General features: G+C 70.7%; 21 protein-coding genes. 6 read left to right on the top strand and 15 right to left on the bottom strand.

The window, feature by feature from the left end:
- The first annotated feature begins 69 nt into the window (after window positions 1-69).
- Together E3O48_RS17095 and E3O48_RS17090 are read left to right on the top strand one after the other, a co-directional pair.
- Window positions 70-1,335, top strand: a complete 1,266-nt coding sequence (locus E3O48_RS17095; protein ID WP_134540919.1) for a molybdopterin-dependent oxidoreductase — start codon at window positions 70-72, stop codon at window positions 1,333-1,335.
- Window positions 1,332-1,841 carry a hypothetical protein gene (locus E3O48_RS17090; protein ID WP_134540915.1) on the top strand — a complete coding sequence of 170 codons (510 nt, stop codon included), beginning with the start codon at window positions 1,332-1,334 and terminating at the stop codon, window positions 1,839-1,841. The genes E3O48_RS17095 and E3O48_RS17090 overlap by 4 nt, the downstream gene beginning before the upstream one ends.
- On the opposite strand, the gene E3O48_RS17085 is transcribed toward E3O48_RS17090, so the two are convergent.
- Genes E3O48_RS17085 through E3O48_RS17075 form a run of 3 tightly spaced genes read right to left on the bottom strand, consistent with a single transcriptional unit; the run spans window position 1,838 to window position 3,857 of the window.
- Entirely contained in the window at window positions 1,838-2,554 is a 717-nt protein-coding gene (locus E3O48_RS17085; protein ID WP_134540912.1) for a bifunctional 2-polyprenyl-6-hydroxyphenol methylase/3-demethylubiquinol 3-O-methyltransferase UbiG, read from the bottom strand. The two genes, E3O48_RS17090 and E3O48_RS17085, sit on opposite strands and share 4 nt — an antisense overlap.
- Window positions 2,551-3,192: a DUF2064 domain-containing protein gene (locus E3O48_RS17080; RefSeq protein ID WP_134540909.1), complete on the bottom strand. Its 642-nt coding sequence runs from the start codon at window positions 3,190-3,192 to the stop codon at window positions 2,551-2,553. Before E3O48_RS17080 ends, E3O48_RS17085 begins: the two co-directional genes overlap by 4 nt.
- A complete protein-coding gene (locus E3O48_RS17075) occupies window positions 3,189-3,857 on the bottom strand; it encodes a glycosyltransferase family 2 protein (protein WP_134510433.1) in 669 nt (222 codons plus the stop codon). The genes E3O48_RS17080 and E3O48_RS17075 overlap by 4 nt, the downstream gene beginning before the upstream one ends.
- 109 nt (window positions 3,858-3,966) lie before the next feature.
- Between E3O48_RS17075 and E3O48_RS17070 the strand changes: the two genes are divergently transcribed.
- The gene (locus E3O48_RS17070; RefSeq protein WP_241982598.1) at window positions 3,967-4,710 is read left to right on the top strand and encodes a response regulator transcription factor; all 744 of its coding nucleotides are present in this window, start codon (window positions 3,967-3,969) and stop codon (window positions 4,708-4,710) included.
- The gene (locus E3O48_RS17065) at window positions 4,710-5,858 is read left to right on the top strand and encodes a cell wall metabolism sensor histidine kinase WalK (RefSeq protein ID WP_134510431.1); all 1,149 of its coding nucleotides are present in this window, start codon (window positions 4,710-4,712) and stop codon (window positions 5,856-5,858) included. Before E3O48_RS17070 ends, E3O48_RS17065 begins: the two co-directional genes overlap by 1 nt.
- A gap of 38 nt (window positions 5,859-5,896) precedes the next feature.
- Here E3O48_RS17065 and E3O48_RS17060 read toward each other — a convergent pair whose 3' ends face one another.
- The 7 genes from E3O48_RS17060 to E3O48_RS17715 form a co-directional block, all read right to left on the bottom strand.
- Window positions 5,897-6,964: an NAD(P)-dependent oxidoreductase gene (locus E3O48_RS17060; protein WP_134540903.1), complete on the bottom strand. Its 1,068-nt coding sequence runs from the start codon at window positions 6,962-6,964 to the stop codon at window positions 5,897-5,899.
- Entirely contained in the window at window positions 6,961-7,902 is a 942-nt protein-coding gene (locus E3O48_RS17055; protein ID WP_198413095.1) for an MTAP family purine nucleoside phosphorylase, read from the bottom strand. The genes E3O48_RS17060 and E3O48_RS17055 overlap by 4 nt, the downstream gene beginning before the upstream one ends.
- 63 nt (window positions 7,903-7,965) lie before the next feature.
- Entirely contained in the window at window positions 7,966-9,450 is a 1,485-nt protein-coding gene (locus E3O48_RS17050) for a DUF5719 family protein (protein ID WP_134540900.1), read from the bottom strand.
- Window positions 9,440-12,625, bottom strand: coding sequence for a glycosyltransferase (locus E3O48_RS17045; RefSeq protein WP_134540897.1), 3,186 nt, complete (start codon window positions 12,623-12,625; stop codon window positions 9,440-9,442). Before E3O48_RS17045 ends, E3O48_RS17050 begins: the two co-directional genes overlap by 11 nt.
- Window positions 12,626-12,782: 157 nt before the next feature.
- The gene (locus tag E3O48_RS17040) at window positions 12,783-13,103 is read right to left on the bottom strand and encodes a WhiB family transcriptional regulator (RefSeq protein WP_134510427.1); all 321 of its coding nucleotides are present in this window, start codon (window positions 13,101-13,103) and stop codon (window positions 12,783-12,785) included.
- Between the two features lie 144 nt (window positions 13,104-13,247).
- Window positions 13,248-14,222, bottom strand: a complete 975-nt coding sequence (gene galE / locus E3O48_RS17035; protein ID WP_134540894.1) for a UDP-glucose 4-epimerase GalE — start codon at window positions 14,220-14,222, stop codon at window positions 13,248-13,250.
- A 55-nt stretch (window positions 14,223-14,277) separates the two neighbouring features.
- Entirely contained in the window at window positions 14,278-14,415 is a 138-nt protein-coding gene (locus E3O48_RS17715) for a hypothetical protein (RefSeq protein ID WP_166788743.1), read from the bottom strand.
- A 119-nt stretch (window positions 14,416-14,534) separates the two neighbouring features.
- Here E3O48_RS17715 and E3O48_RS17030 point away from each other — a divergent pair, with 119 nt between their 5' ends.
- Window positions 14,535-15,491, top strand: coding sequence for a GlxA family transcriptional regulator (locus E3O48_RS17030; protein ID WP_134540891.1), 957 nt, complete (start codon window positions 14,535-14,537; stop codon window positions 15,489-15,491).
- A 156-nt stretch (window positions 15,492-15,647) separates the two neighbouring features.
- Here the strand turns inward: E3O48_RS17030 and E3O48_RS17025 are convergent, their stop codons facing one another.
- Both E3O48_RS17025 and manA read right to left on the bottom strand, forming a co-directional pair.
- Complete coding sequence (locus E3O48_RS17025) at window positions 15,648-16,631, bottom strand: hypothetical protein (protein WP_134540888.1); 984 nt, start codon at window positions 16,629-16,631, stop codon at window positions 15,648-15,650.
- Between the two features lie 242 nt (window positions 16,632-16,873).
- Window positions 16,874-18,160 carry a mannose-6-phosphate isomerase, class I gene (manA, locus tag E3O48_RS17020; protein WP_134540885.1) on the bottom strand — a complete coding sequence of 429 codons (1,287 nt, stop codon included), beginning with the start codon at window positions 18,158-18,160 and terminating at the stop codon, window positions 16,874-16,876.
- 132 nt (window positions 18,161-18,292) lie between these two features.
- Between manA and E3O48_RS17015 the strand changes: the two genes are divergently transcribed.
- On the top strand, window positions 18,293-19,471 hold the full coding sequence (locus E3O48_RS17015; RefSeq protein ID WP_134540882.1) for an acyl-CoA dehydrogenase family protein: 1,179 nt from the start codon (window positions 18,293-18,295) through the stop codon (window positions 19,469-19,471).
- A gap of 43 nt (window positions 19,472-19,514) precedes the next feature.
- On the opposite strand, the gene E3O48_RS17010 is transcribed toward E3O48_RS17015, so the two are convergent.
- The 3 genes from E3O48_RS17010 to E3O48_RS17000 are packed head-to-tail and all read right to left on the bottom strand — an operon-like array spanning window position 19,515 to window position 21,765.
- A complete protein-coding gene (locus tag E3O48_RS17010; protein ID WP_134510421.1) occupies window positions 19,515-19,781 on the bottom strand; it encodes a metal-sensitive transcriptional regulator in 267 nt (88 codons plus the stop codon).
- A gap of 2 nt (window positions 19,782-19,783) precedes the next feature.
- Window positions 19,784-20,086: a rhodanese-like domain-containing protein gene (locus tag E3O48_RS17005; protein ID WP_134540879.1), complete on the bottom strand. Its 303-nt coding sequence runs from the start codon at window positions 20,084-20,086 to the stop codon at window positions 19,784-19,786.
- Window positions 20,083-21,765, bottom strand: a complete 1,683-nt coding sequence (locus E3O48_RS17000; RefSeq protein ID WP_134540876.1) for an FAD-dependent oxidoreductase — start codon at window positions 21,763-21,765, stop codon at window positions 20,083-20,085. Before E3O48_RS17000 ends, E3O48_RS17005 begins: the two co-directional genes overlap by 4 nt.
- Window positions 21,766-21,833 lie beyond the last annotated feature (68 nt).

The raw sequence follows: 21,833 nt of genomic DNA, 5'->3' as shown, positions 1-21,833 counted from the left end.
GCCTGCGCGCGTCATCGAACCGTAAGGATTCCGGGCCGCCCCGGCCGCTCGAAACTGGTGCAATGGACTATGCGCCGTTTGATGTACGAAGCCCAGCGATCCCTGGCGTCGCCGGCGCGCAACCCGCGGATGGCGACAGTGATCGGCCGTCTGCTCGGCGCCGCGTTCCTGGTCTGCTTCGGCACCGGGCTGTACAGCCATTTCCTGCAACAGCCGCTGCCCGGGATGCGTTTCCCCACCAGGCCGGAGTTCCTCTATCAGTTCACCGAGGGCACCCACATCATCGCCGGGATCGCGTGTTTTCCGCTGCTGCTGGCCAAGCTCTACGTCGTGTTCCCCGACCTCTTCGCCTACCCGCCGGTGCGTTCCTTCGTGCACCTCCTGGAGCGGGCGTCGATCGCCCTGTTCGTGGGCGCATCCCTCGTGCAGATCACGATCGGGCTACTCAACACGTACCAGTGGTACCCGTGGCCGTTCCCGTTCCGGCAGGTGCACTTCGCCCTGGCCTGGGTGCTGATCGGTTCGCTGGCGCTGCACATCGGCATCAAGCTGCCGATCATCGCCCGGTTCTGGCGCAAACGAACAGATTACGGGCCCGGCACCGACCACCTCACCGATGCGGTGCCCGCCGAACGTGTCGCGGGCACCGAAGCCGAGCGGCTGTGGGGCAGCAGCCGGTCGACCGGGCTGACCGGCCGGCTCATCGCCTACCTGGACGCCACCCCGCCGGCCGCCGAGAAGGTGAGCCGCCGCGGATTCCTCGCCACGGTCGGCGTCGCCGTCGCCGCGGTTGTCGGGCTGACTGCCGGCCAGACGTTCGCACCGCTCGACGCGGTGAACGCCTTCGGTCCGCGCAAGAAGGGGGTCGGCCAGCAGGGCGTCCCCGTCAACCGCACCTCGAAGCAGGCGAATGTCACCGAGGCGGTCATCGCGGGGTGGGTGCTCACGGTCACCCACGGCGGCGTGGAACGCAGTTTCACCCGGCCCGAGCTCGAACGGATGCCGCAAACCGAAGTCACGCTCCCCATCGCCTGCGTCGAGGGCTGGAGCCAGATGGCCGCCTGGCGCGGCGTTCGGCTGCGCGACCTCGCCGACCTGGTCGGCGCCGGCGCGGACACCTCGTTCAAGCTGGTGAGCCTGGAAGAACGCGGCAGTTTCCGGCAGACCCAGATGGGCCCGGAGTACGTGCGGGACCCGCTCACCCTGGTGGCGCTCGAGCTCAACGGCGAGACCCTCGACCTCGAGCACGGCTACCCGGCGCGGATGATCGCCCCCGGCCGGCCGGGCGTGCTGCAGACGAAATGGCTGAGTCGAATCGAGGCGATCACCGCATGAACCAGGTCAGCACAGCATCCGTCGCCCTGACCCCGGAGCGGGCGGCTCCCGGCCGGGGCATGCGCGTGGCCCGCGCCACCCTCGTCCTGCTCGGTGCCGCCGGCCTCGCCTGGGGTGCCTGGGTCATGGTGGACACCGTGCGGATCGCCCGGCTTCCCGGCGTGGCCCTCTGGGTCGGGGCGGCGATCCTCGTCCACGACGCCGTCATCGCCCCCCTCGTCTTCTTCGGAGGGGTGCTGCTGCGCCGCGCGGGCCGGCGACTGGCCGGCACGGTCGTCGCCGTCCTCCAGGGCGCGATCGTTCTGGGCTCGATCATGACGCTGATCGTCGTGCCCGAGATCGTGGCGCAGACCCAGGGTCGGGCCCCGGAGAACCCGACCGTGCTCCCGCTGGATTACGGCACGAATCTCGCCGTGTTCTGGGTCGTGATCGCGGTGCTGGGCACGGCGGCGTCCGCCGCGCTCTACGCGCGCGCCAGCCGGGCCGGCCGGCGGCGGCCGCTCTAAGCGCGCAGCAACCGGGCGAACCAGCGGCCGCCCTGCCGCCAGTCCTCGGCGACGAACAGTCCGGCGTCGCCGGCACGCTCACGCAGGCCGGCCAGGCCAAGTTCGGCCCAGGGGAAGATGGCGCTCCGGCCGCCGGAGGCATCCTCGATCGTGCCGTCGTAGCGGTCGTCGGTGTCGGGGTCCTGGCTCAGCTCCACCAGCAACGCGCCGTCCGGGGCGAGCAGGGCCGCGCAACGCTCCAGCAGGGCGGACGGGTCGCCGCCGATGCCGATGTTGCCGTCCACGAGCAGCGCGGCCGCCCAGGCGCCCTCGAGCGGCATGGGGTCGAACACGCTGCGGCGCAACACGCTCAGCCCCGAGTCCACGGCCATCCGCACCGCGGTCGCCGACACGTCGATGCCGAGGGCGGAGAGGCCGAGGCCCATCGCCGCGCGCACCATCCGACCGGGCCCGCAGCCGATGTCGAGCACCGGACCGGTGATTCCGGTGAGGAGGCGGAGGTCGGTGGCGTCGGCATCCGCGCTCCACCGTCCCGCGTCGATCACGAACGGCAGGGCGTGCGGCTCCGACCGGGCGCGGCGCAGGTAGAGCACATTCTCCGCGTTCCGCAGCGCCGCCGCGTAGGGCTCGGCCCCGCCGGCACCGAAGGTCGACGGTTCGAAGAGCTCGCCCAGGGCGTCGTCCCGGGCGTCGGTCCGGGCCAGGAGCGTCATCGGGTCTTTCCGTTCTCATCCGGCCCGAGCATGGTGGCCAGCACCCGGGCGAATCCGCCGTCGGGGGCGATGCCCGCGACGGTGTGCGCGTCGTCGATCGTGTCCACATCGGTGAGGGTGGGGAGGAACGCCACCTGCAGTCCGGCCGCGCGCAGCCGCTCGAGCTGGCGGGCACCGGTGTCGCCCTGGGACATCGGGATGCCGCGAATGAGGTCCCCCCGCGGCTCGGCGAGCGCGAGCGCCCAGAATCCGCCGTCGTCGGCGATGCCGATCCAGGCGTCAACGTCGTCGGTCCAGTCCGTGAAGACCGGTTCGAGGAGTGCGGTGGTGACCTGAGGCGTGTCCATCCCGATCAGGACGGTCGGTTCGTCGCAGTGGTCGAAGATCGCGGCGAGGCGTTCGTCGAGGCCCCCGGCGACCTGGGGAAGGATCTCGAATCCCGCGGCCGCGCCGGGCGGCACGATGCCGTCGAAGGCGAGGATGCGGCGGGTGGCCGGCAGGCTCGACACAGCCCGCAGGGTGTCGTCCAGGCTCGCGGCGGCGAGCTCGGCCGCCTGGGCGAGGCTGAGCGGCGGGTGCAGCCGGGTCTTGACCTTGCCGGGCACGCATTCCTTGGCGATGACCACCAGGATCGTCATCGGCGGGTCTCCCTGAGGAGGGCGGACATGTCCGCGATCGCGGTGAGCGTTCCCCGCACCGTTCCGGTCACCTTGCTGCGGCCGACCCGCGGCGAATAGGTGGTGTCCACTTCGCGGATGCGCCAGCCGGCAGCCGCGGCACGGAGGAACATCTCCAGGGGATAGCCGCTACGGCGGTCCCGGAGGTCGAGGGAGAGCAGGTCTTCGCGTCGCGCGGCGCGCATGGGGCCGAGATCATGGATGTTCACACCGGTTATTCGGCGCAGTCGCCAGGACAGACTGGTATTGGCGATCCGGCCGTGCCACGGCCACGCCTTCGACGTGCTCGCCCGGCGGCGGCCGAGCACCAGGTCGGCCTCCCCCGCGCGCACCGGGTCCACGACCAGAGGGAGTTCCCGAGGGTCCATCGACGCGTCGGCATCGCAGAAGGCGACGATCGGCGCGGTCGCCGCCAGCAGGCCGGCATGCGCGGCGGCACCGAATCCTCGCCGCTCCTCGAACACCACCAGCGCCCCGGCCGCGGCCGCGATTGCGGCCGACCCGTCGGTGGAGCCGTTGTCGACCACAATGGCGCGGTAGCCCTCCGGCAGACGGGACAGCACCCAGGGAAGGGCACCCGCTTCATTCAGGCACGGCAGCACGAGGTCCACCCGGATCACAGTCATGGTTCGACACTATGGCGGCGAAAAGGCTGAAACGCCTCGAGAAGATTACAGGCTGAGGAACGATCGGGCGGGGCCCTGGAGCGGAGCAGCACGGCTCTATCCTGAGATCGTGACTACATCAGCTGTGCGCCAGGACCGGCGCGTCCTCGTCATCGACGACGACCCGACGGTCTCCGAGATCGTCAGCCGCTACCTGCGTGCCGCCGGTTTCATCGTGGACGAGGCCCCGGACGGACCCGACGGGCTCCGCAAGGCCGAGGAGCTCCGCCCCGACCTGGTCGTGCTCGACCGGATGCTGCCGCTGCTGGACGGCATCGAGGTGTGCCGGCGGATCCGGGCCAACTGGTCGATCCCGGTGATCATGCTCACCGCACTCAACCAGGAGGAGGACCGGATCGACGGCCTCGAGGCGGGCGCCGACGACTACCTGGCCAAGCCGTTCTCGCCGCGCGAGCTGGTGCTCCGCGTTCACTCGGTGCTCCGCCGCAATGTCGCCGGTTTCGTCCCGGAGGGACTGGTCAGCGTCGGCGACTTCACGCTGGACTCGTCTGCCCACGAGGTGCGGCTGAACGGGGAGCCCCTGGTACTCACCGCCCGCGAGTTCGACCTGCTCGCCTACCTGATCGGGCGGCCGCACAAGGTCCTCAGCCGGGAGGACCTGCTGCGTTCGGTCTGGGGCTGGGAATTCGGAGACCTGTCCACGGTCACCGTGCACGTGCGCCGGCTACGGGAGAAGATCGAGGCCGACTCCGCGCATCCGCGGCTGTTGAACACGGTCTGGGGGGTCGGCTACCGGTTCGACCCGGTGCCCCTCGGCCGCCCGGAAGCGGCACCCGAGGAACGGAGAGACTGATGACCCTGGACGTCCTGGCCACCGTGACCCTGTTCGCCCTCGCCAGCGCGGTCGTCGTCGGCGCGCTGGGCCTGCTGGCCCTGCGGATGCTGTCCCGCGCCTCCCTTGTTCTGCAGCTGATGGTCGTCGCCCTCGCCGCGGTGGTCTCCGTGGTCGGCGGGATGGCCGCGGTCGCCTCGCAGATGTACGTCTCCACCCACGACGTCACCGTCTTCTACTGGGTCGCGGGAGTGGCCGGCCTGGTGTCGCTCGTCATGTCCGCGGTGCTCGGCCGCAGCCTGGTGCGGGAGGGTCGTGAGCTGCGTTCGGCCGCGGCGAGCCTCGGCCGCGGCGAACGGGTCGTTGCGGCGGACCGGCACAGCAACACCGAGTTCGCGGCGTTGGCCGGAGAACTGGCGGCGACGGGCGAGCGCCTGGCCGAGTCCCGGGCGCGGGAGAACCGGGTGGAGGAGTCACGCCGGGAACTGATCGCCTGGATTTCGCACGACCTGCGCACACCGCTGGCGGGCATCCGGGCGATGGCCGAGGCCCTCGAGGACGGCATGGCGGAGGACCCCGACCGGTATTACGCGCAGATGCGCGGCCAGGTCGACCGGCTCTCCGGGATGGTCGACGACCTGTTCGAGTTGTCGCGGATCCACTCCGGCACACTGCGGCTGGCCGTGGAACCGGTCTCGCTCTACGACCTGATCAGTGACACCGTCGCCGGGTTCTGGCCGGTCGCCCGGGCGAAGTCCCTCGACCTCCGGTTCGAAGGCGAAACCGGTCTGACCATCCTCGCCGACCCGCGCGAGCTGTCGCGGGTGGTCGGGAACCTGGTCATGAACGCGATCCAGCATTCCCCGGCCGGACTGGAGATCGTGGTGTCGGTCACCGAGAACGACGACGGACGCGCCGTGATCTCGGTGCAGGACTCCGCCGGCGGCATCCCGGAACAGGACCTCGGCCGCGTCTTCGAGGCCGGCTGGCGCGCGAGCGAACCGCGCACCCCGGCTTCGGAGCCGACCCGGTCGGGCGGGGCCGGGCTCGGTCTGGCGATCGTGCAGGGCATCGTGCGGGCCCATCGCGGCGAGGTCGTGGTGCGGAACGTGCCGGGCGGCTGCCGCTTCGACGTGCTGCTGCCCCGGCATCCGGTCGCGGCGGGCTGACCGGACCGGGCGGGCCGTTCCGGGCGGGCCGTTGCGCCTCAGCGCCGCACGGCGGCCCGCAACGGGGCGGTGGCGAATTCCGCGACGCCGCGCTCGAAGGTCACCGTCGGGGACCAGCCGAGTTCGACGCGGATGCGTTCGGACGACGCGGTGATGTGCCGCACGTCCCCGAGCCGGAACTCACCGGTGACCACCGGGTCAGGCCCGCCGGAGGCGCGGCTGAGCGCCTCGGCCAGGTCACCGATGGTGTGCACGGTGCCACTGCCGACGTTGAAGGCCCGGAAGGTGGATGCCGGGCTGACGCCGGTCCAGTCGAGTGCGGCGAGGTTGGCCGAGGCGATGTCCGCGACGTGCACGAAATCGCGGCGCTGGGCGCCGTCCTCGAACACGCGGGGTGCCTCGCCGCGCTCGAGGGCCGAGCGGAACAGGGAGGCGACGCCGGCGTACGGCGTGTTCTGCGGCATCCCGGGGCCGTACACGTTGTGGTAGCGCAGCGCGGCGACCCGGCCGCCGGTCGCTCGGGCCCAGGCCGAGGCCAGGTATTCCTGGGCGAGCTTGGTGGCCGCATAGACGTTGCGCGGGTCGAGCGGGTCCTCCTCGGTGGTGAGCGCGGGTTCGAGTCGTTCGCCGGTGACCTCGTCCACCGGGTCGTAGACGCCGGCCGTCAGGTCGGCGGCCCGGCGCGGCCCCGGCCGGGCCGGGCCGCGGGAACCGCGGAAGCTGCCCTCGCCGTAGACGACCATGGACGAGGCCAGCACCAGCCGGTCGATGCCGGCTGCCGTCATCGCGGCCAGGAGCACGGCCGTACCCACCTCGTTGCTCCTGACATAGTCCGGGGCATCGGAGAAGTCCACGCCGAGCCCGACCTTCGCGGCCTGGTGGCAGACGAGGTCGATCTCCCGCAGTGCGACAGCGACGACGCCGGGATCGGTCACATCGCCGACGATGACGTCGACCCGCGGGTCGACGAGGGGCAGCGCCCCGTGCACGTCGCTGCGGAGGGAGTCGAGCACGCGCACGCTCCACCCGTGCTCGAGTGCGGCCGTGACGATGGCGCCGCCGATGAAGCCGGCACCACCGGTGACGAGCAGGCGCGGGGCGTTCACCGCGGGAGCCCGGCTCCCGGGCCGGCCGGCCGGGCGAGCACCGCGGCGACCTGCCCAGGGTCGATCAGTTGCCGGGGCGCGAAGTCCCCGGGAACGGAGCGCAGGATCGCGTCGATAGCGGCGAGGATGCGCGGCTGGGCGTCGGCGAGCCGGGCGAAGACGAGCGTCGCGGAGACGGCATCCGCGTCGGCCCCCTCCCCCGCCGATAACCCGGCCCCCGGCGACAACCCCGCCTCCGGGGACAACCCGGCCTCCGGGGACAGCCCGGCGTCGGCGTCGGTCACGAACGACAGGTTGACCGTTCCGATGTTCAGCTCGGAGGCGAGCACCACCTCGGGGTACTGGGTCATGTTGACGATGTGCGCCCCCACGGCCCGGAACCAGAGCGATTCCGCCCGGGTGGAGAACCGCGGCCCCTGGATCACGACGACGGTGCCGGACGGAGCGAAGTCCTCGTCGAGGCCGGCGAGGGCCGCGACGGCGGTGCGGCGCAGGATCGGGTCGAACGGGTCGGCCGCCGCAAGGTGCGCGACGCTCCCCCGGTCGAAGAAGGTGTCGGCACGGCCGGACGTGCGGTCGATGAACTGGTCGGTCACGACGAGCAGGCCCGGCGGGTACTCGGGGCTGACACCGCCGACGGCCGAGGACGAGATGATGGCGGTGACGCCGAGTGAGGCGAGCGCCCAGATGTTCGCCCGGTAGTTGATCAGGTGCGGGGCAGCGGAGTGCCCGCCGCCGTGCCGGGGCAGGAACGCGACCCGTCGGCCGGCGCGCTCACCGATGGTGATCGGAGCCGAGGGAGGACCGTACGGCGTGTCCACCTCGACCGAGGTGGACGTTGCGTCGTCGAACAATCGGTAGAGGCCGGAGCCCCCGATCACGGCGATGGCGACCGGCTCGATCGCCGGGGGGCGGGGCGGGGCGTCGGTGCTGGTCACTGCTGGCTCCAGAGGTTCAAGGGACACGTCAGACCAGTCTGCCAGCACCGGCGGCGGGCTTTATCAGTGGGGGTAGACCTGGATCGGCGCGGCCAGCGGCCCGGCCTGGCCGAGGGTGAAGGATGACACCAGCCCGGCCCCGGAATAGCCGACCGAGGCGACGGTCGTTCGGCCGCCGGAGACGAGGTAGCGGGCGGATGCCGTCAGCGGCAGCGTTCCTGACTCACCGGCCGGCACGGTCACCGTGACCGGCTGGCCCGTCTCGGGGGTCGCGGTGTAGGTGGCGTCCTCGTCGGCGGTGTTCACGAGGTGGAGCGCCGGGCCGGGTCCGGGGGCGACGGCGACGAGGAAGTCGTCGTCGAGCGTTCCGGAGGCCGAGAACCAGGCGAAGTCCTTGCCGGCGGTTCCGACCGAGGACGCCTGGGCCGCGGCCACTATCGGCTGGTCCGACCGGAGTTCGACCGAGTAGGCACCTGGTATGAGTCCGACCAGCGGAACCTCCGTGGCGATTCCGGGCTGGATCTCGACCTGCAGCGAGGACCCGCCAGGTTTGCCCTCTTCGCTTTCGATTCCGACCTGTTGTCCGCCCGCACCCACCACGCCCAGCTCCACGGTGGCGGCGGTGTCGCCGGGGACGAGAATCCGCACAGACGGGGTGTCCTCGGCGATCCCCGTGCTGTCCGTCGCCGCAACCGCCGCCTGCGTGGTGATGAGCAGGCCTGCGATCCGCTGGGTGAGCCCCGGCACGGCCGACGACCCCACGATTTCGGCGCCGCCTGGTTCGAGGCCCCGGACCACGCTCTGCTCGAGGGCCGCGGCAACCTGGCCGCCGTGAGAGGAGACGTGGACGACCGGGGAACGGAGGTTCGGGGCCAGTCCGGCGAGGGAGACGATCCGCTGTGCGCCGGGCTGGACCAGGATCCCGGTCGACCCGGGCGCGTTCACCAGGCCGGCCTCGCCGTAGACCGCCAGGTCGACGGCCGCGACGACGGTGCTGGGATTGCTGAGCAGGACGAGACTGGTGCGGCCCACATCGGTGGACCCGCCGACAAGCCAGGCATCGCTGACGGCTTCGGCGCAGGCAGCGACGGCGAGGCCGGCGAGCGAATCGGTCGCCGCGGTCTGGGACTGGCTGGCCCCGACGAGCGGAACCGTGGTCGCTCCATCCTGCACGGGCACCCGAACCAGGCGCGGTGCGCCGTCCACGTCGCTCTTCGCGTTATCGGGTGCCGCGAGCTCCGTGGACGACGGACGGATCCAGTCGGATCCGGCCGAGGTCGCGTTGGCGCCGAACTCGGCATCCGCCGGGCCGACGGACGTGGCGGCCTGGGCCTGGCTCGAGTCCTCGGCGAGGGTCAGCAGGGGGCCGGGGCAGACCCGCTGCTGTTCCGTCGGCACTGGCGAGACGAGAACGGATGCCGGCGCCCTCTCGAGCGTCGGCCAAGGCACGACCGCCGCGGCGCCGACGACGACGACCGCGACGGCCAGGCCCACCGTACCGGCCAGTGCCCGGGCCCCGAAGAGGGCGACCCTACGTCTACTTGGCATCGTCATCCTCCTCCAGGGGGGTCGTCGGTTCGGCCGGGGGTTCGTCGGCTGGGGGTTCGTCGGCGGGGCGTTCGTCGGCGGGGCGCTCGTCGGCGGGGCGCTCGTCGGCCGCGCGTTCGTCGGCGGGGCGTTCGTCGGCGGGGCGCTCGTCGGCCGCGCGTTCGTCGGCGGGGGCGTCATCGGCGAGGATGGCGTCGGTATCGGCCACATCGACAGCGGTTTCGTCGGCTGGTTTCCCGGCGTCGGTCACGGCGGGCGCCTTCGCCTTCGCTGCCCGTTTCAGTTCCCGGGCGTCTGCCTTCTTCGTGCGTGCGTCGGCCCTGGCCGTCTGCCGGATCGCGTCCCGGTTCGCCTGGCGCACGGCCTCCGGGCCCGCGCCGGTCGGAATCGAGAGCAGCACTGTCGCTCCGATGACGACGGCCGCGACCAGCGCGAAGACCAGGCCGAGAAGGCCGCCGGCGTTGCGGGGGATCTCGCCGGCGGCACCGGGCACGGCCGCGGCGTCATGCCGCCAGAGCCGGCCGAAGGCGGTATCGCCCACCGGGACGAGGGCAGCGTCACCGTCCAGCGCGGTCGTCGAGCGCCCGGCCGTCTCGAGCGCGGCGGAGCTGGCCGGGGCCGCGCTGCCCGGTCCGGTCGGCACGACCGCTGCCGGGCGCAGGAGCACGAAGCGGATGCCGAAGTCGGCCAGTCCGCCGGCGGCATCCAGCCCGCTGCGGGAGGCAAGGTTGCCGGCCAGGGTCGCCAGGTCCCGTTCGGAGGCGGAGAGGGAGCCGTCGGTGCTGCTCAGGGTCGACTGGTGGTCCAGGGTGGCGCCGTCACCGCGAACGATGGTGGCCAGGATGCCGCCGTCCGGCTGGGGCACGATCTGCAGGGTGCCGACCCGGGCATCCGTTCGGGCCTCGGCCGCGACGAATGCCGGCTGGGTCCTGTCGGTGCCTTCCTGCACGACGCTGGTGCCGAGCGGCAGGGCCGCGATCAGGGGGGCCGCCACGATCACCAGGGCGATGACCGCACTGACCGCCGGCGCGATCGAGAACCGCGGCATGCTCCGAAGCGCGAACACGACCGCGCCGACGAGACCGAGCCAGGCCAGGCTGAGCCCGGCTCCCGGCCAGACGTTCACCGACTGGGATCCGACCGAGGAGAGGAACAGGTGGGTGGAGGCGACAGCGGTGCCGAGGCCGAGCAACACGGCCAGGAACGCGAAGCTGGCGCCCCGCGCGCCGGGAAGGAACAGCGAGACGGCCGCGAGCAGGGCCAGCGGGATGAGCAGCACCGGAACAAGGATGGACGCGTGGACGCCGGGCAGTCCGAGCATCTCGAGCAGGGGGGTCCAGCCGCCGAGCTCACCGGTCGGGAAGCCGAGCAGGAGCTGCCAGACGGAGACGGCGGCGCTCGGCACCGGCGCCCCGGGGTCGGCGATCAGTGCGAGCCAGTTTCCGCGCAGGCCCTGGTCCCAGATCAGGGGTGCGGCCAGGGCGAGCGCGGGCAGGGGGATGCCGAGGTAGCGCATGACCGCTCGGCCGCTGGCCAGGATGGACACCAGCCAGGCCACGATCAGGGCGGGGGCCAGCGACGGCGCGCAGGCGACGATCGCGGCGAACAACAGCGCGGCCGAGGCGGACGCCGACCAGGACCGGGCGGCCGCGTAGCCGGCGAAGAACAGCCACGGGAGGAGCAGGTGCACGAGGATCGCGGCGGGGCGGCCCGCCGCGAGGGCGCTGAGGAACGTCGGGGCGAGGATCCACAGCGCGGCGGCGACGGCCCGGATCGAGGCCCGGTGCGAGAGACGGCTTGCCGCGAGCCAGGCGCCGAGCGCCGCCACCGGCAGGGCGAGGAAGTACACCAGGACGAGCGCGAAGGAGGGTGACCAGAAGGTGAGCGAGCCGAGGATCGCCAGGACAGCCGCGAACGGGTCTGCCGCGCCGACGAAACCGAGTCCGATGTCCCGCCAGCCGTAGCCGACGGCAGCCCACAACCCGGCGGGGGTGCCCGACAACGGCAGCAGCCCACCGCCGGTGAGGGTGCGGGCCCCGAGCAGGGGGGCCAGGATGGCGACCCCGGCAACAGCCGCGGCGATCACCGTCCAGGCTCCGCCGCCGGCGAAGAACCGGATCTCGGGCCGGTCGCCCCTCGCCCCGGTGAGGCTGGCCTCCCGTTTGAGCGCGTGCCGGCGGCGCACCTCGGCCGAGGACACTCTCAGACTGGCGATCGAACCCCAGCCCAGCGTGCGGGTCGCGGCGAAACGGCGCCGCGCGGCGGAGACCCGGATCCCGCTGAAGGCCGCGGCGAACGCGGCCGAGAACTCGCCGAGGACGGCGCCGGGTTCCTTCTGCAACAGCTGTCCCACGGACCGGAACAACGCCAGGGGGACCAGACCGAGCCAGTGCACCGGGATCATCCAGCCCTGGGAATAGACGAGGCGGCGGTGGAGCTGGGCGGCGCGCACCGCGCGGACGCGTTTGCGGCGTGCCCGGCCGCGTGACGACCCGCTGGGGCCGGCCACACCGTCGCCGGCGGACGCGATGCGTGCGGCGGCCACCACGGAGACGCGGTACCCGGCCATCCGCACGCGCACGCAGAAGTCGAGGGAGTCATCTGCCGAGGGCAGTGCCGGGTCGAAGCCGCCGAGGCGTTCCCAGACGGTGTGGCGCACGAGCATCCCCCCGGCGCTGACGGCGAGCACGTCGCTCATGCCGTCGTGCTGCCCCTGGTCCAGTTCGCTTTCGACGAGGGTCACGGTCGCGCCGCCGGGTGTCATCGACTGCCCGAATTCGTGGATGTAGTCGCGGACGTGCCAGTCCATCACCTTGGGGCCGGCCACGGCCACCGAGGGGGCGATCTCGAGCTCACCGAGCATCGCGGCCAGGGCGCCCGGCTCCGGGGCGCTGTCCTGGGCCAGGAGCCAGAGCATCTCGCCGTCGGATTCGGGAGGCGCCGTCACGCGCACCGCGGCGGCGATGGCCTCCCCGAAGGTGAGGTCGGAGTCGGCGGAGATGAAATGAGTCGGGCCGTAGGCAGCCAGCAGCGCGGCGCTGTTGTCCGTGGATCCGCAGTCGACGGTGATGACGACGTCGGGCTGACGTGTCTGCCGGCTCAGCGCCTCGAGGGTTGTCTCGAGGTGCTTCGAGCCGTTTCGGGCAACAAGGATGGCGGTGACTCTGGCATGCATATCGATCACAGCCTAGGTTGGTCCGCGCCGAACGTCGCGGAAGCGCTGGGGCGCGCCTGAAATCCGCCGCCCGGATGGGTCGACGTCGGAGGGGGCGAAGCGGGGAAGCCTGGTGCCGCGCGGGGCGCCGTCCGGGACGGCCGCGCCGCGCGCCGGGTCAGCTGGCGCGTTTGCGCAGTTTGCGCCGTTCGCGTTCGGAGAGGCCACCCCAGATGCCGAAGCGTTCGTCGTTCGCGAGCGCGTACTGCAGGCATTGGGTCTTCACCTCGCAGGAGGAGCAGATCTTCTTCGCATCGCGGGTGGAGCCACCCTTCTCGGGGAAGAACGCCTCAGGGTCGGTCTGCGCGCACAGCGAATCCGACTGCCACGACAACGGATCGCCGTCGCCGGTTTCCTTGCGAACTCCGGGGACACCCAAACGAACCGGGTCAATGAACCAGTCCTCAGGAACCCCGGAACGATACTCAGACTGCGTCATATCGTCTCCCACCCCACTGCAAAAATGTGCCCGAATTACCCGTCAGCCCTAATTACAGCCGTGTAATTCCCTGCCGTCAAGTCGCAGATCCTAAACCCTCAATATTGGCTGGAGAGTTTCGACTCGCCGATTCGCGAGATTGGGTCAGATGTGCGGGGCGGATGCCGCCTGCCGGGACGCCCAGGCGCTGCCCACCATGTCTTCGAGGCTGTGCCGCATCTCCCAGTCGAGGTCCCGGGCGGCAAGCTCGCCCGACGCGACGATCCGGTCCGGGTCGCCGGGCCGGCGAGGGCCGATCACCGGCGTGAACTCGATCCCGGTCACGGCGGAGACGGTCGACATGATCTGGCCCACCGATACGCCATCGCCGCTGCCGAGGTTGTACACCGGGAGGATCGGCTGACCGGCATCCAGCCGCCTGGCCGCAGCGACGTGGGACACGGCGAGGTCGGCCACGTGGATGTAGTCGCGAACACAGGTGCCGTCGGGTGTGGCGTAGTCCTTGCCGTTGATGCTCGGGGTGCGTCCGTCGATCAGGGCGTCGAAGACCAGGGGGAACAGGTTGTGGGGGCTGGTGTCGCGCAGCTCCAGCGCGCCGGAGCCGACCACGTTGAAGTAGCGCAGTGAGGTGTGCGTGAGCCCGGCCGCGATGCCCTGGTCTCGCAGTAGCCACTCGCCGATCAGCTTGGACTCGCCATAGGGCGACTCGGGGCTCTTCGGTGTGTCCTCGGTGACGAGGTCGGTGTGCGGGGTGCCGTAGACGGCGGCACTGGAGGAGAACACCATCCGGTTGACTCCGGATTCCTGCATCGCCGCGAGGAGGGTGGCCGTCGCGGTCACATTCTGCCGATAGGTGTGCAGCGGGCGCTGCACCGAGACGCCGGCGTACTTGAACCCGGCGACGTGCACGACACCGGTGACGTCGTGTTCGGCGAAGGTGCGCATCAGGAGGTCGCCGTCCAGGATGTCGCCCTGGACGAACGGAACCGAATCCGGCACGAACTCCGCGTGCCCGCTGGAGAGGTCGTCCACGACGACGACGTCGATCCCCTCGGCGAGGAAGGCACGCACGATGTGCGAACCGATATAGCCGGCGCCGCCGGTGACAAGCCAAGCCATCTGAACCTCGCAGAATCGTGCGTCAACCCTGCATTGCCGCGCGTCCAGCCTAGCCTCAGCCCTGCCGCATCTCCGGTCCCCGGTTCCGATCCGCGAGTTCCGGCCGGCCCAACCCGTCGTTGCCGAGACCGAGAATGGTGGCGACGACGCCCCAGACGACGAGCAACACGATGGCCATAGTGAGGATGATCATGGCAGAAATTCTACGTATTGTGTTTTCCTGCCGCTAGTGGCAGGATTGCCACGAATCGTCGGATTCCTGCCATTCGCCCGTCCGGCTCCACGCTCGTCCTTTTCGAAAAGGGAATACTCATGCTCAGCAAGGTCGTCTGCGTCACCATGCCGGGAATGGCGCCGTTCGAGTTCGGCGTCATTTGCGAGGTCTTCGGGATCGACCGGAGCGAGCACGGCGGTCCCGTCTTCGACTTCCACGTCACGGCCGCCGAGCCCGGGCCGGTGCGCACGAAGCTCGGCTTCGACATCGTGGTCACCGAAGGCCTCGGCGCGGCAGACGACGCCGATCTGGTCGCCATCCCGGCCTACCAGGAGGGCGCCGGCATCCACCCTGACATCCTTCGGGTCGTGCGCGAGGCGGAGGCTCGCGGAGCGTGGGTGCTCAGCGTCTGCAGTGGGGCGTTCGTGCTGGGGGCGGCGGGCATCCTCGACGGCAGGCGCAGTACCACCCACTGGATGTACACCGACGCCCTGGCCCGGGCCTATCCGCAGACCGAGGTCGACCCCGACGTTCTGTTCGTGGAGGACCGGAAGGTCGTCACGGGCGCCGGGACCGCGGCCGGCATCGACGCCGCCCTGCACATCGTGCGCAAGGAGCTCGGCGCCGCGGCTGCGAACATCATTGCCCGGCGCATGGTCGTGCCGCCGCAGCGCGACGGCGGGCAGTCCCAGTTCATTCAGGCCCCGGTCACCGAGTGCCCGAGCGACTCGTTCGCCGCGGTCACCGAGTGGATGCTGCACAACCTCGATCGGGAACTCACCGTCGACAGCCTGGCCCGCCGGTCCCTGATGTCACCGCGCACGTTCGCCCGCCGGTTCCGCGCCGAGTTGGGCACGACGCCGACCGCGTGGCTGAACCGCCAGCGCCTGCTCCGAGCCCAGCAGTTGCTCGAGGAGACCTCGCGCAGCCTCGAGGAGGTGGCCGCGGACACCGGTTTCGGGGCCGCGGCGGTGATGCGGCACCACTTCGTCAAGGTGCTCCAGACCACCCCGACGGCGTACCGTCGCACGTTCGGCGGCAGCCGCGTCGGCTGACCCGGCCGGGCGCGGCATCCGTTTCGCCCCGTGCCCGTCGAATTCGACGGTAATTTTGCGCAAATCACGGTTTTTTCCGGATATCTGACAGCAAAACGGCAAAAAGTCCGTCGAATTTGACCGGCTGGCACCGCTCGGGAGGACAGCGTCTGCAGGTCAGGGGGCGTCGACGTCGGCCGGGCGGGGCGGGCGTGAGGCCGGGCGGGGCTGCATGCGCCAGGGGAAGGCCGGGAATTCCGTCTGCTTCGCCAGCCGGTAATCGTCGGCGAGGGCATTGGCCATGGCCGCTGCGCAGAGCTGCCATTTGCGGCGGAACAGAGGATAGCTGAACCGCAGGACACGCCCGTTCTTGCCCGCCACGAGGATGTCGCGTTCGCGGTCGACGGCGAAGGCCTCCGGGTTGTCGTGCCAATTCGCACCATCGACCTCGACGAAGACCGACGGCCCGATTTGGCCGTCCAGGAAACCGACACCCGCGACAAAAGGCTGGGGAACGAACGGGATTCCGGCCTCGAGCGCGAGAAGACGGAATTCCGTCTCGCCGCCTGAACCCGCACGCCCATCGACCTGCGAGCGCCAGGCCTGAACCCGTTGAGGGGCGCGGGCGAAGATCTCGTCGAGATCCGACTCCACGATCCCGGCACCACCCTCCCGCCTGCTGTGCAGTGCCGCGTCAAGACACACTATCGACGTGACCCGGTCGTGGTTTTCCAGCACATGCACGAGCGCATCGATCACGCTCGTTCGCCACCGGAATGACGCGTGCCGATCGGTCGCGGCATCATTCCAGGTCACGCGATATCGGTGACCGTCTGCTCGATCAAACGGCGCCCGCATGTCAGTGGGCCTTCGCAGTCCGCGGGCGGCATCTGGCACAGTGACGTGGATCTTTCTGGTCTCCGGGGTCCAGATTCCCCAGGTGCTCAGGCAACTCAACCCGGCCAGGCGGCCGCCGATCCTGAATGCCTCCGCGGCGAACCGTGGCGCGGAGGGGACCGAGTACCACCCCTTGCGAATCCGAAGGATCGTCCCTTGATTCACCGCGCGGCGAAGATCCCGATCCGACCAGCCCCTCGACAGCAGCACGGCCCGCTTGACGAACAACCCGAGTTCGGCGATGTCCTTCGGCAGCGAGCGCATGCCGGGCAGCATCGCACTGACGGGTCAGCCGGCCGACGACATCCATCGTTGTGTGGATGCCCCGCGGGTTCGACACCTGCGGTGGAGAAGCTACGAGCGCATCCACCGCTCCCCAACTCGTCTCGGGCCCGTCAAATTCGACGGAGATTTTGCCGAGAATGGCCCGAAACCCGGCATATCCGGACTCAAACGGCAAAAAGTCCGTCGAATTCGACGGGCGACCGGCGACCGGCGGGCGCGGGTCAGGGGGTGGTGGCCAGGAACACGTCGCCGGAGCCGGCGAAGGTCAGGGTGCCCTCGTCCGGCGTGATGTAGACGGATTCGCCGCGTTTGAGGGTGACGGATGACGTCGCCCCGGCCACGAGGAATCCGCCGGCCGTGCAGATGGCGATGCCGGGTCCCGTCAGCGTGAACTGACGCATCGGAACACCGGCGGCGACATCCGCTCCCGCCGCCTCCGCCGTGATGTGCACCAGAGCGAAGTCATCCACGGCCGGCCGGTATTCGGCCACGCCCGGGCTGTGGGACACGGGGGCGAGGTAGGGCACGGGCAGCGACGTGAACTCGAGCACGTCGAGCAGTTCGTCGACGTCGATGTGCTTGGGGGTGAGACCGCCGCGCAGCACATTGTCTGAGGCCGCCATCAGTTCGACCCCGAGGCCGGAGAGATAGGCGTGGATGTTGCCGGCCGGCAGGTAGAGCACCTCGCCGCGGCGCAGCGACACCCGGTTGGTGAGCAGGGAGATGACGATGCCCGGGTCGCCCGGATAGGCGACGGCCAGCTTGCGCACGGTGTCCAGCTCGAGCGGGAACTCCAGGATGGCGCCGCCGTGAGACAGGCCGACCGCGCTGCCGGCGAGGGCGACGACCCGTTCGACCAGCCAGGCGACCTCGCCGCTGTCTTCCCCGCGCCCGTCGCGCAGCAGCCAGTCGACAGTGTCGCGGAGGGCCTCCGGGCCGAGCAGTCGCTGTTCGAGGGCGTCCAGGGCGCCGGGCTGCGGGTCGTTGCTCGCCACGTCGAGGGCGCGGAACTCGCCGAGGATTCGCCGGATCTCCACCGGCTCCCGGAAGCCGCAGAGCGCCTCAAAGCTCTCGCTCAGGGCGAAGATGACCTCGGGCTTGTGGAAGGGGTCACGGTAGTTGCGGTCCGCGGCGTCGACCGGGATTCCGGCCTCGTTCTCCAGGGCGAAGCCCGAACGGGCACGTTCCATGGTGGGGTGCGCCTGCAGGGAGAGCGGGCTCGCCGCGGCCAGGATCTTCATCAGGAACGGTAGCCGGGGTGCTCCGCCTGAGGCGCGCGCCGGGGCCTCGCCGAGGGCGGCCTCCGGGGCGGCGGCGATCCACTCGGTGAGCGTGGCGTAGCCGCCGACCTGCTCCGGGTCGGTGATGACCGACGGTGAGCCGGGGTGGGCGCCCAGCCACAGTTCGGCCTCCGGTTTGCCGGAGGGGGCGTGCCCGAGCAGGCCCGCGATCGCGGTGGTGGAGCCCCAGGCGTAGTTCCGGGGTGAATTGGCGATGCCCACAAACATGCTGGCTCCTGTACTACTCGGTTTAGACCAAACTACCAAGCGCTTTCGGCCGACCCAGACCCGCCACCTAGGCTGGCGGGAATTCGCCGATCGCCGCACGCGAGGCCGTCGTACCCTGCAATGGAGCACCCAATGACTTTCGAGCCACTCGCCAGTGACGTCTACGGCTATGAGAACCTGCTCAGCGCCCCGGAGAAGGCGGCCCTGACCAGGCTGCGCGCCTACCTCGAGTCGGACGTCAGGCCGATCGCGAACGGATGCTGGGAGCGCGCCGAGTTCCCCGAGGAAGTCGTCCGGCCGCTGGCCGAACTCGGCGCGTACTCCTTCGGCTGGCCGGAGACACGGCCGTTTCCGAACTCGGCCGTGTTCCGCGGCTTCGTGGCGCTGGAGATCGCCCGGGTGGACGCATCCGTCGCCACCTTCGTCGGCGTGCAGAACGGGCTGGCCTGCGGCACCATTTCTACGACCGGGTCGCAGGAGCAGCGCGACGAATGGCTGCCCCGGCTGGCCTCCGGCGAGATCGTCGGCGCGTTCGGGCTGACGGAGCCGCTCTCCGGCTCCGACGCGGCGCAGGGCCTGCGCACCACGGCAACCCGCGACGGCGACGTCTGGCTGCTGAACGGGGCCAAGCGCTGGATCGGGAACGCGACCTTCTCGGACATCACCATCATCTGGGCGAAGGACACCGCGGACGGGCAGGTCAAGGGTTTCATCGTGCACACGGACGCCCCCGGCTACACGGCCACCAAGATCGAGGGCAAGATCAGCCTCCGAGCCGTGCAGAACGCCGACATCACCCTCGACAACGTCGTGGTGCCCGAACGCAACCGGCTGCAGAACGCCAACTCGTTCAAGGACGCCGCGAAGGTGCTGCGCCTGACCCGGGCCGAGGTGTCCTGGGCCGCAGTGGGCACGGCGATGGGAGCCTACGAGGCCGCCGTGGCGTATTCGAAGGAGCGCGAGCAGTTCGGCAAGCCGATCGGCGGGCACCAGCTGGTGCAGGACCTGCTCGTGAAGTCGCTCGGCAACATCACGGCGAGCCTGGCCATGGTGGTGCGGGTCTCGCAGATGCAGGACGAGGGCAGCCAGCGCGACGAGCACTCCGCGCTGGCCAAGCTCTACACGACGGCGAGGATGCGCGAGACGGTCGCCTGGTGCCGGGAACTCTTCGGCGGCAACGGGATCGTGCTCTCCTACGACGTCGCCCGCTTCTTCTCCGATGCGGAGGCGATCTACTCGTACGAGGGCACCCAGGAGATGAACACCCTGATCGTCGGTCGCACGATCACCGGCCAGGCCGCCTTCGTCTAGCGTTGCCCGCTGCCCGCGCCCGTCCGCCCCGGGAGCCGGGCAGTCAGGCGAGGGTGAGGAACAGCTTCTCGAGCTCGTCGACGGTGAGGGTGTTCTCCGCGCCCGGGTTGTCGAGGCACTCGCGCATGGCCGTGGACACGATCACGAAGCCCGCGCGGTCGAGGGCGCTCGACACCGCGGCGAGCTGGGTGACGACATCCTTGCAGCTGCCGCCGGCCTCGACGGCCGTGATGACCGCCGCGAGCTGGCCCTGGGCCCGGCGGAGGCGGTTGATGATCTTCTTCTGCTGGGCCGTGTCGTCGGTCGTCATGGTCACGCCTTTCGTTCGATGGGAAGCCCGGCCTGCCGCCAGGAGGTCATGCCGCCGGAGACGTTGACGGCGTCGACGCCCTGGTCGGCCAGGAACGCCGCCGCCTGGGCGCTGCGCCCGCCGACCGCGCAGACCAGGTAGACCGGCCCCTGGCGGGGAACCTCGCCGACGCGCTGCACCAGTTCGCCGAGCGGGATGTGGGTGACGCCGGCGATGTGGCCGTCGGCGTATTCAAACGGCTCGCGCACGTCGATCACGACGGGAGCGGGAAGCGCGGACAGGTCGGCGACGGTGATCTCGTTCATGCCGGGATCCTTTCGGGAACTGGGGCGGGAGCGGGAGCGGGAGTGAGGGTGAGGGTGGAGACGCCGGCGGTCCAGGTGCGGTAGCCGCCGTCGAGGTTCCGAACGTCGAAACCGTTCTGGCTCAGGATACGGGCGGCGGTGTGCCCGCGCTGCCCGACCTGGCAGTGCACGACGAGCGGGGCATCCGGCATCTCGGCCAGGCGCTCCCTGAGGTCGTCCAGCGGCACGTTCGCGGCGCCCGGGATGCTGCCCGCGGCGAATTCGCCGCTCGTGCGCACGTCGATCAGCACGGCACCGTCCTCCAGCGCCGATTCCAGTTCGTGCCACTGCAGGTTCCGGGTCGAGCCCGACGCGAGGTTGTCGGCGACGTAGCCGAGCTGGTTGATCGGGTCCTTGGCCGATGCGTACTGCGGCGCGTAGGCCAGCTCGAGCCGGGTCAGGGCGGATGCCGTGATCCCGCCGGCCATCGCGGTGGCCAGGATGTCGATCCGCTTGTCCACCCCGCTGCCGCCGACGATCTGGGCGCCGAGGATGGCGTCCGTCTCGGAGTCGATGAGCAGCTTGATCGACATGGTCTCGGCCCCCGGGTAGTAGGTGGCGTGGCTGGCCGGGTGGGTGTGCACGATCCGGTGCGGTCTCGCCTCGGCGACGAGGCGCCGTTCGCTCCAGCCGACCATGGCCACGGTGATTCCGAACACGCCGACGATGGCGGCGCCGAACGCGGGGGCGGCCGAGGAGGGAGTGCCGGCGATGCTGTCGGCGGATGCGCGCCCGTGGCGGTTGGCCAGCCCGGCCATCGCGATCCGGGTGGGCTGGGCGTTGATCGCGTCGATCTTCTCCACCCCGTCGCCGACCGCGTAGATCGAGGGGTCGCTGGTCCGCTGGGTGTCGTCCACCCAGATCCCGCCGCTCTCGCCGATCCGGAGACCGGCTTGCTGGGCCAGGGAGGTGTCCGGTCGCACGCCGGTGGCCTCGATCAGGAAGTCGGCCGCGACGTCGGTGTCGTCGCTGAGCTGCACCCGGCCGCCGAAGGTGCCCTTCACCGCGGTGCCGAGGCGCACGTCCACGCCCTTCGCCCGCAGCGCGTCGAGCACGGGGGCCGCCATTTCGGCGTCGAGAGGGCCGAGGATCTGGGGTCCGAACTCGACCGCGGTCACGGCGACGCCGCGCAGCACGAGGTTCTCGACGGCCTCGAGGCCGATGAAACCGGCGCCGATGACGACGGCGGAGACCGGGCCGGCAGCGGCGTCGAGGATCGCGGTGATCCGGTCGACGTCATCGACCGTGCGCAGGGTGTGCACGGGAATGTCGGAGTGGGCCAGCACGCTGCGCGTGGTGGCCCCGGCGGCGAGGATCAGCCGGTCATAGCTCTCGGAGGCTTCCTCCCCGGTGAGCGTGTCGCGCACGAAGACCGTCTTCGACTCGCGATCGATCCGGGTCACCTCGTGGTCGATCCGCACGTCCAGGCGGAACCGGCTGGCGAGGGACTCCGGCGTCTGCAGCAGCAGGTCGCCCCGGTCACGGATGACGCCGCCCACGTAATAGGGCAACCCACAGTTCGCGAACGAGACGTAGTGTCCCCGCTCGAATACGATGATCTCGGCCGCCTCGTCCAGCCGGCGCAACCGCGTCGCCGCCGACATACCACCCGCGACTCCGCCCACGATTACTGTTTTCATAGCCTCACCATACCCCATGGGGTATCAAACTCGGTGGTCGGTTCCCGTCCGCCGGTCGAGCCGGTCGA

It is taken from the genome of Cryobacterium sp. HLT2-28 (assembly GCF_004402495.1).
GTDB classification, from domain to species: Bacteria; Actinomycetota; Actinomycetes; order Actinomycetales; family Microbacteriaceae; genus Cryobacterium; species Cryobacterium mannosilyticum.
The sequence above is the reverse complement of the archived record's forward strand: the minus strand, read 5'-3'. Positions and strand labels throughout refer to the sequence as shown.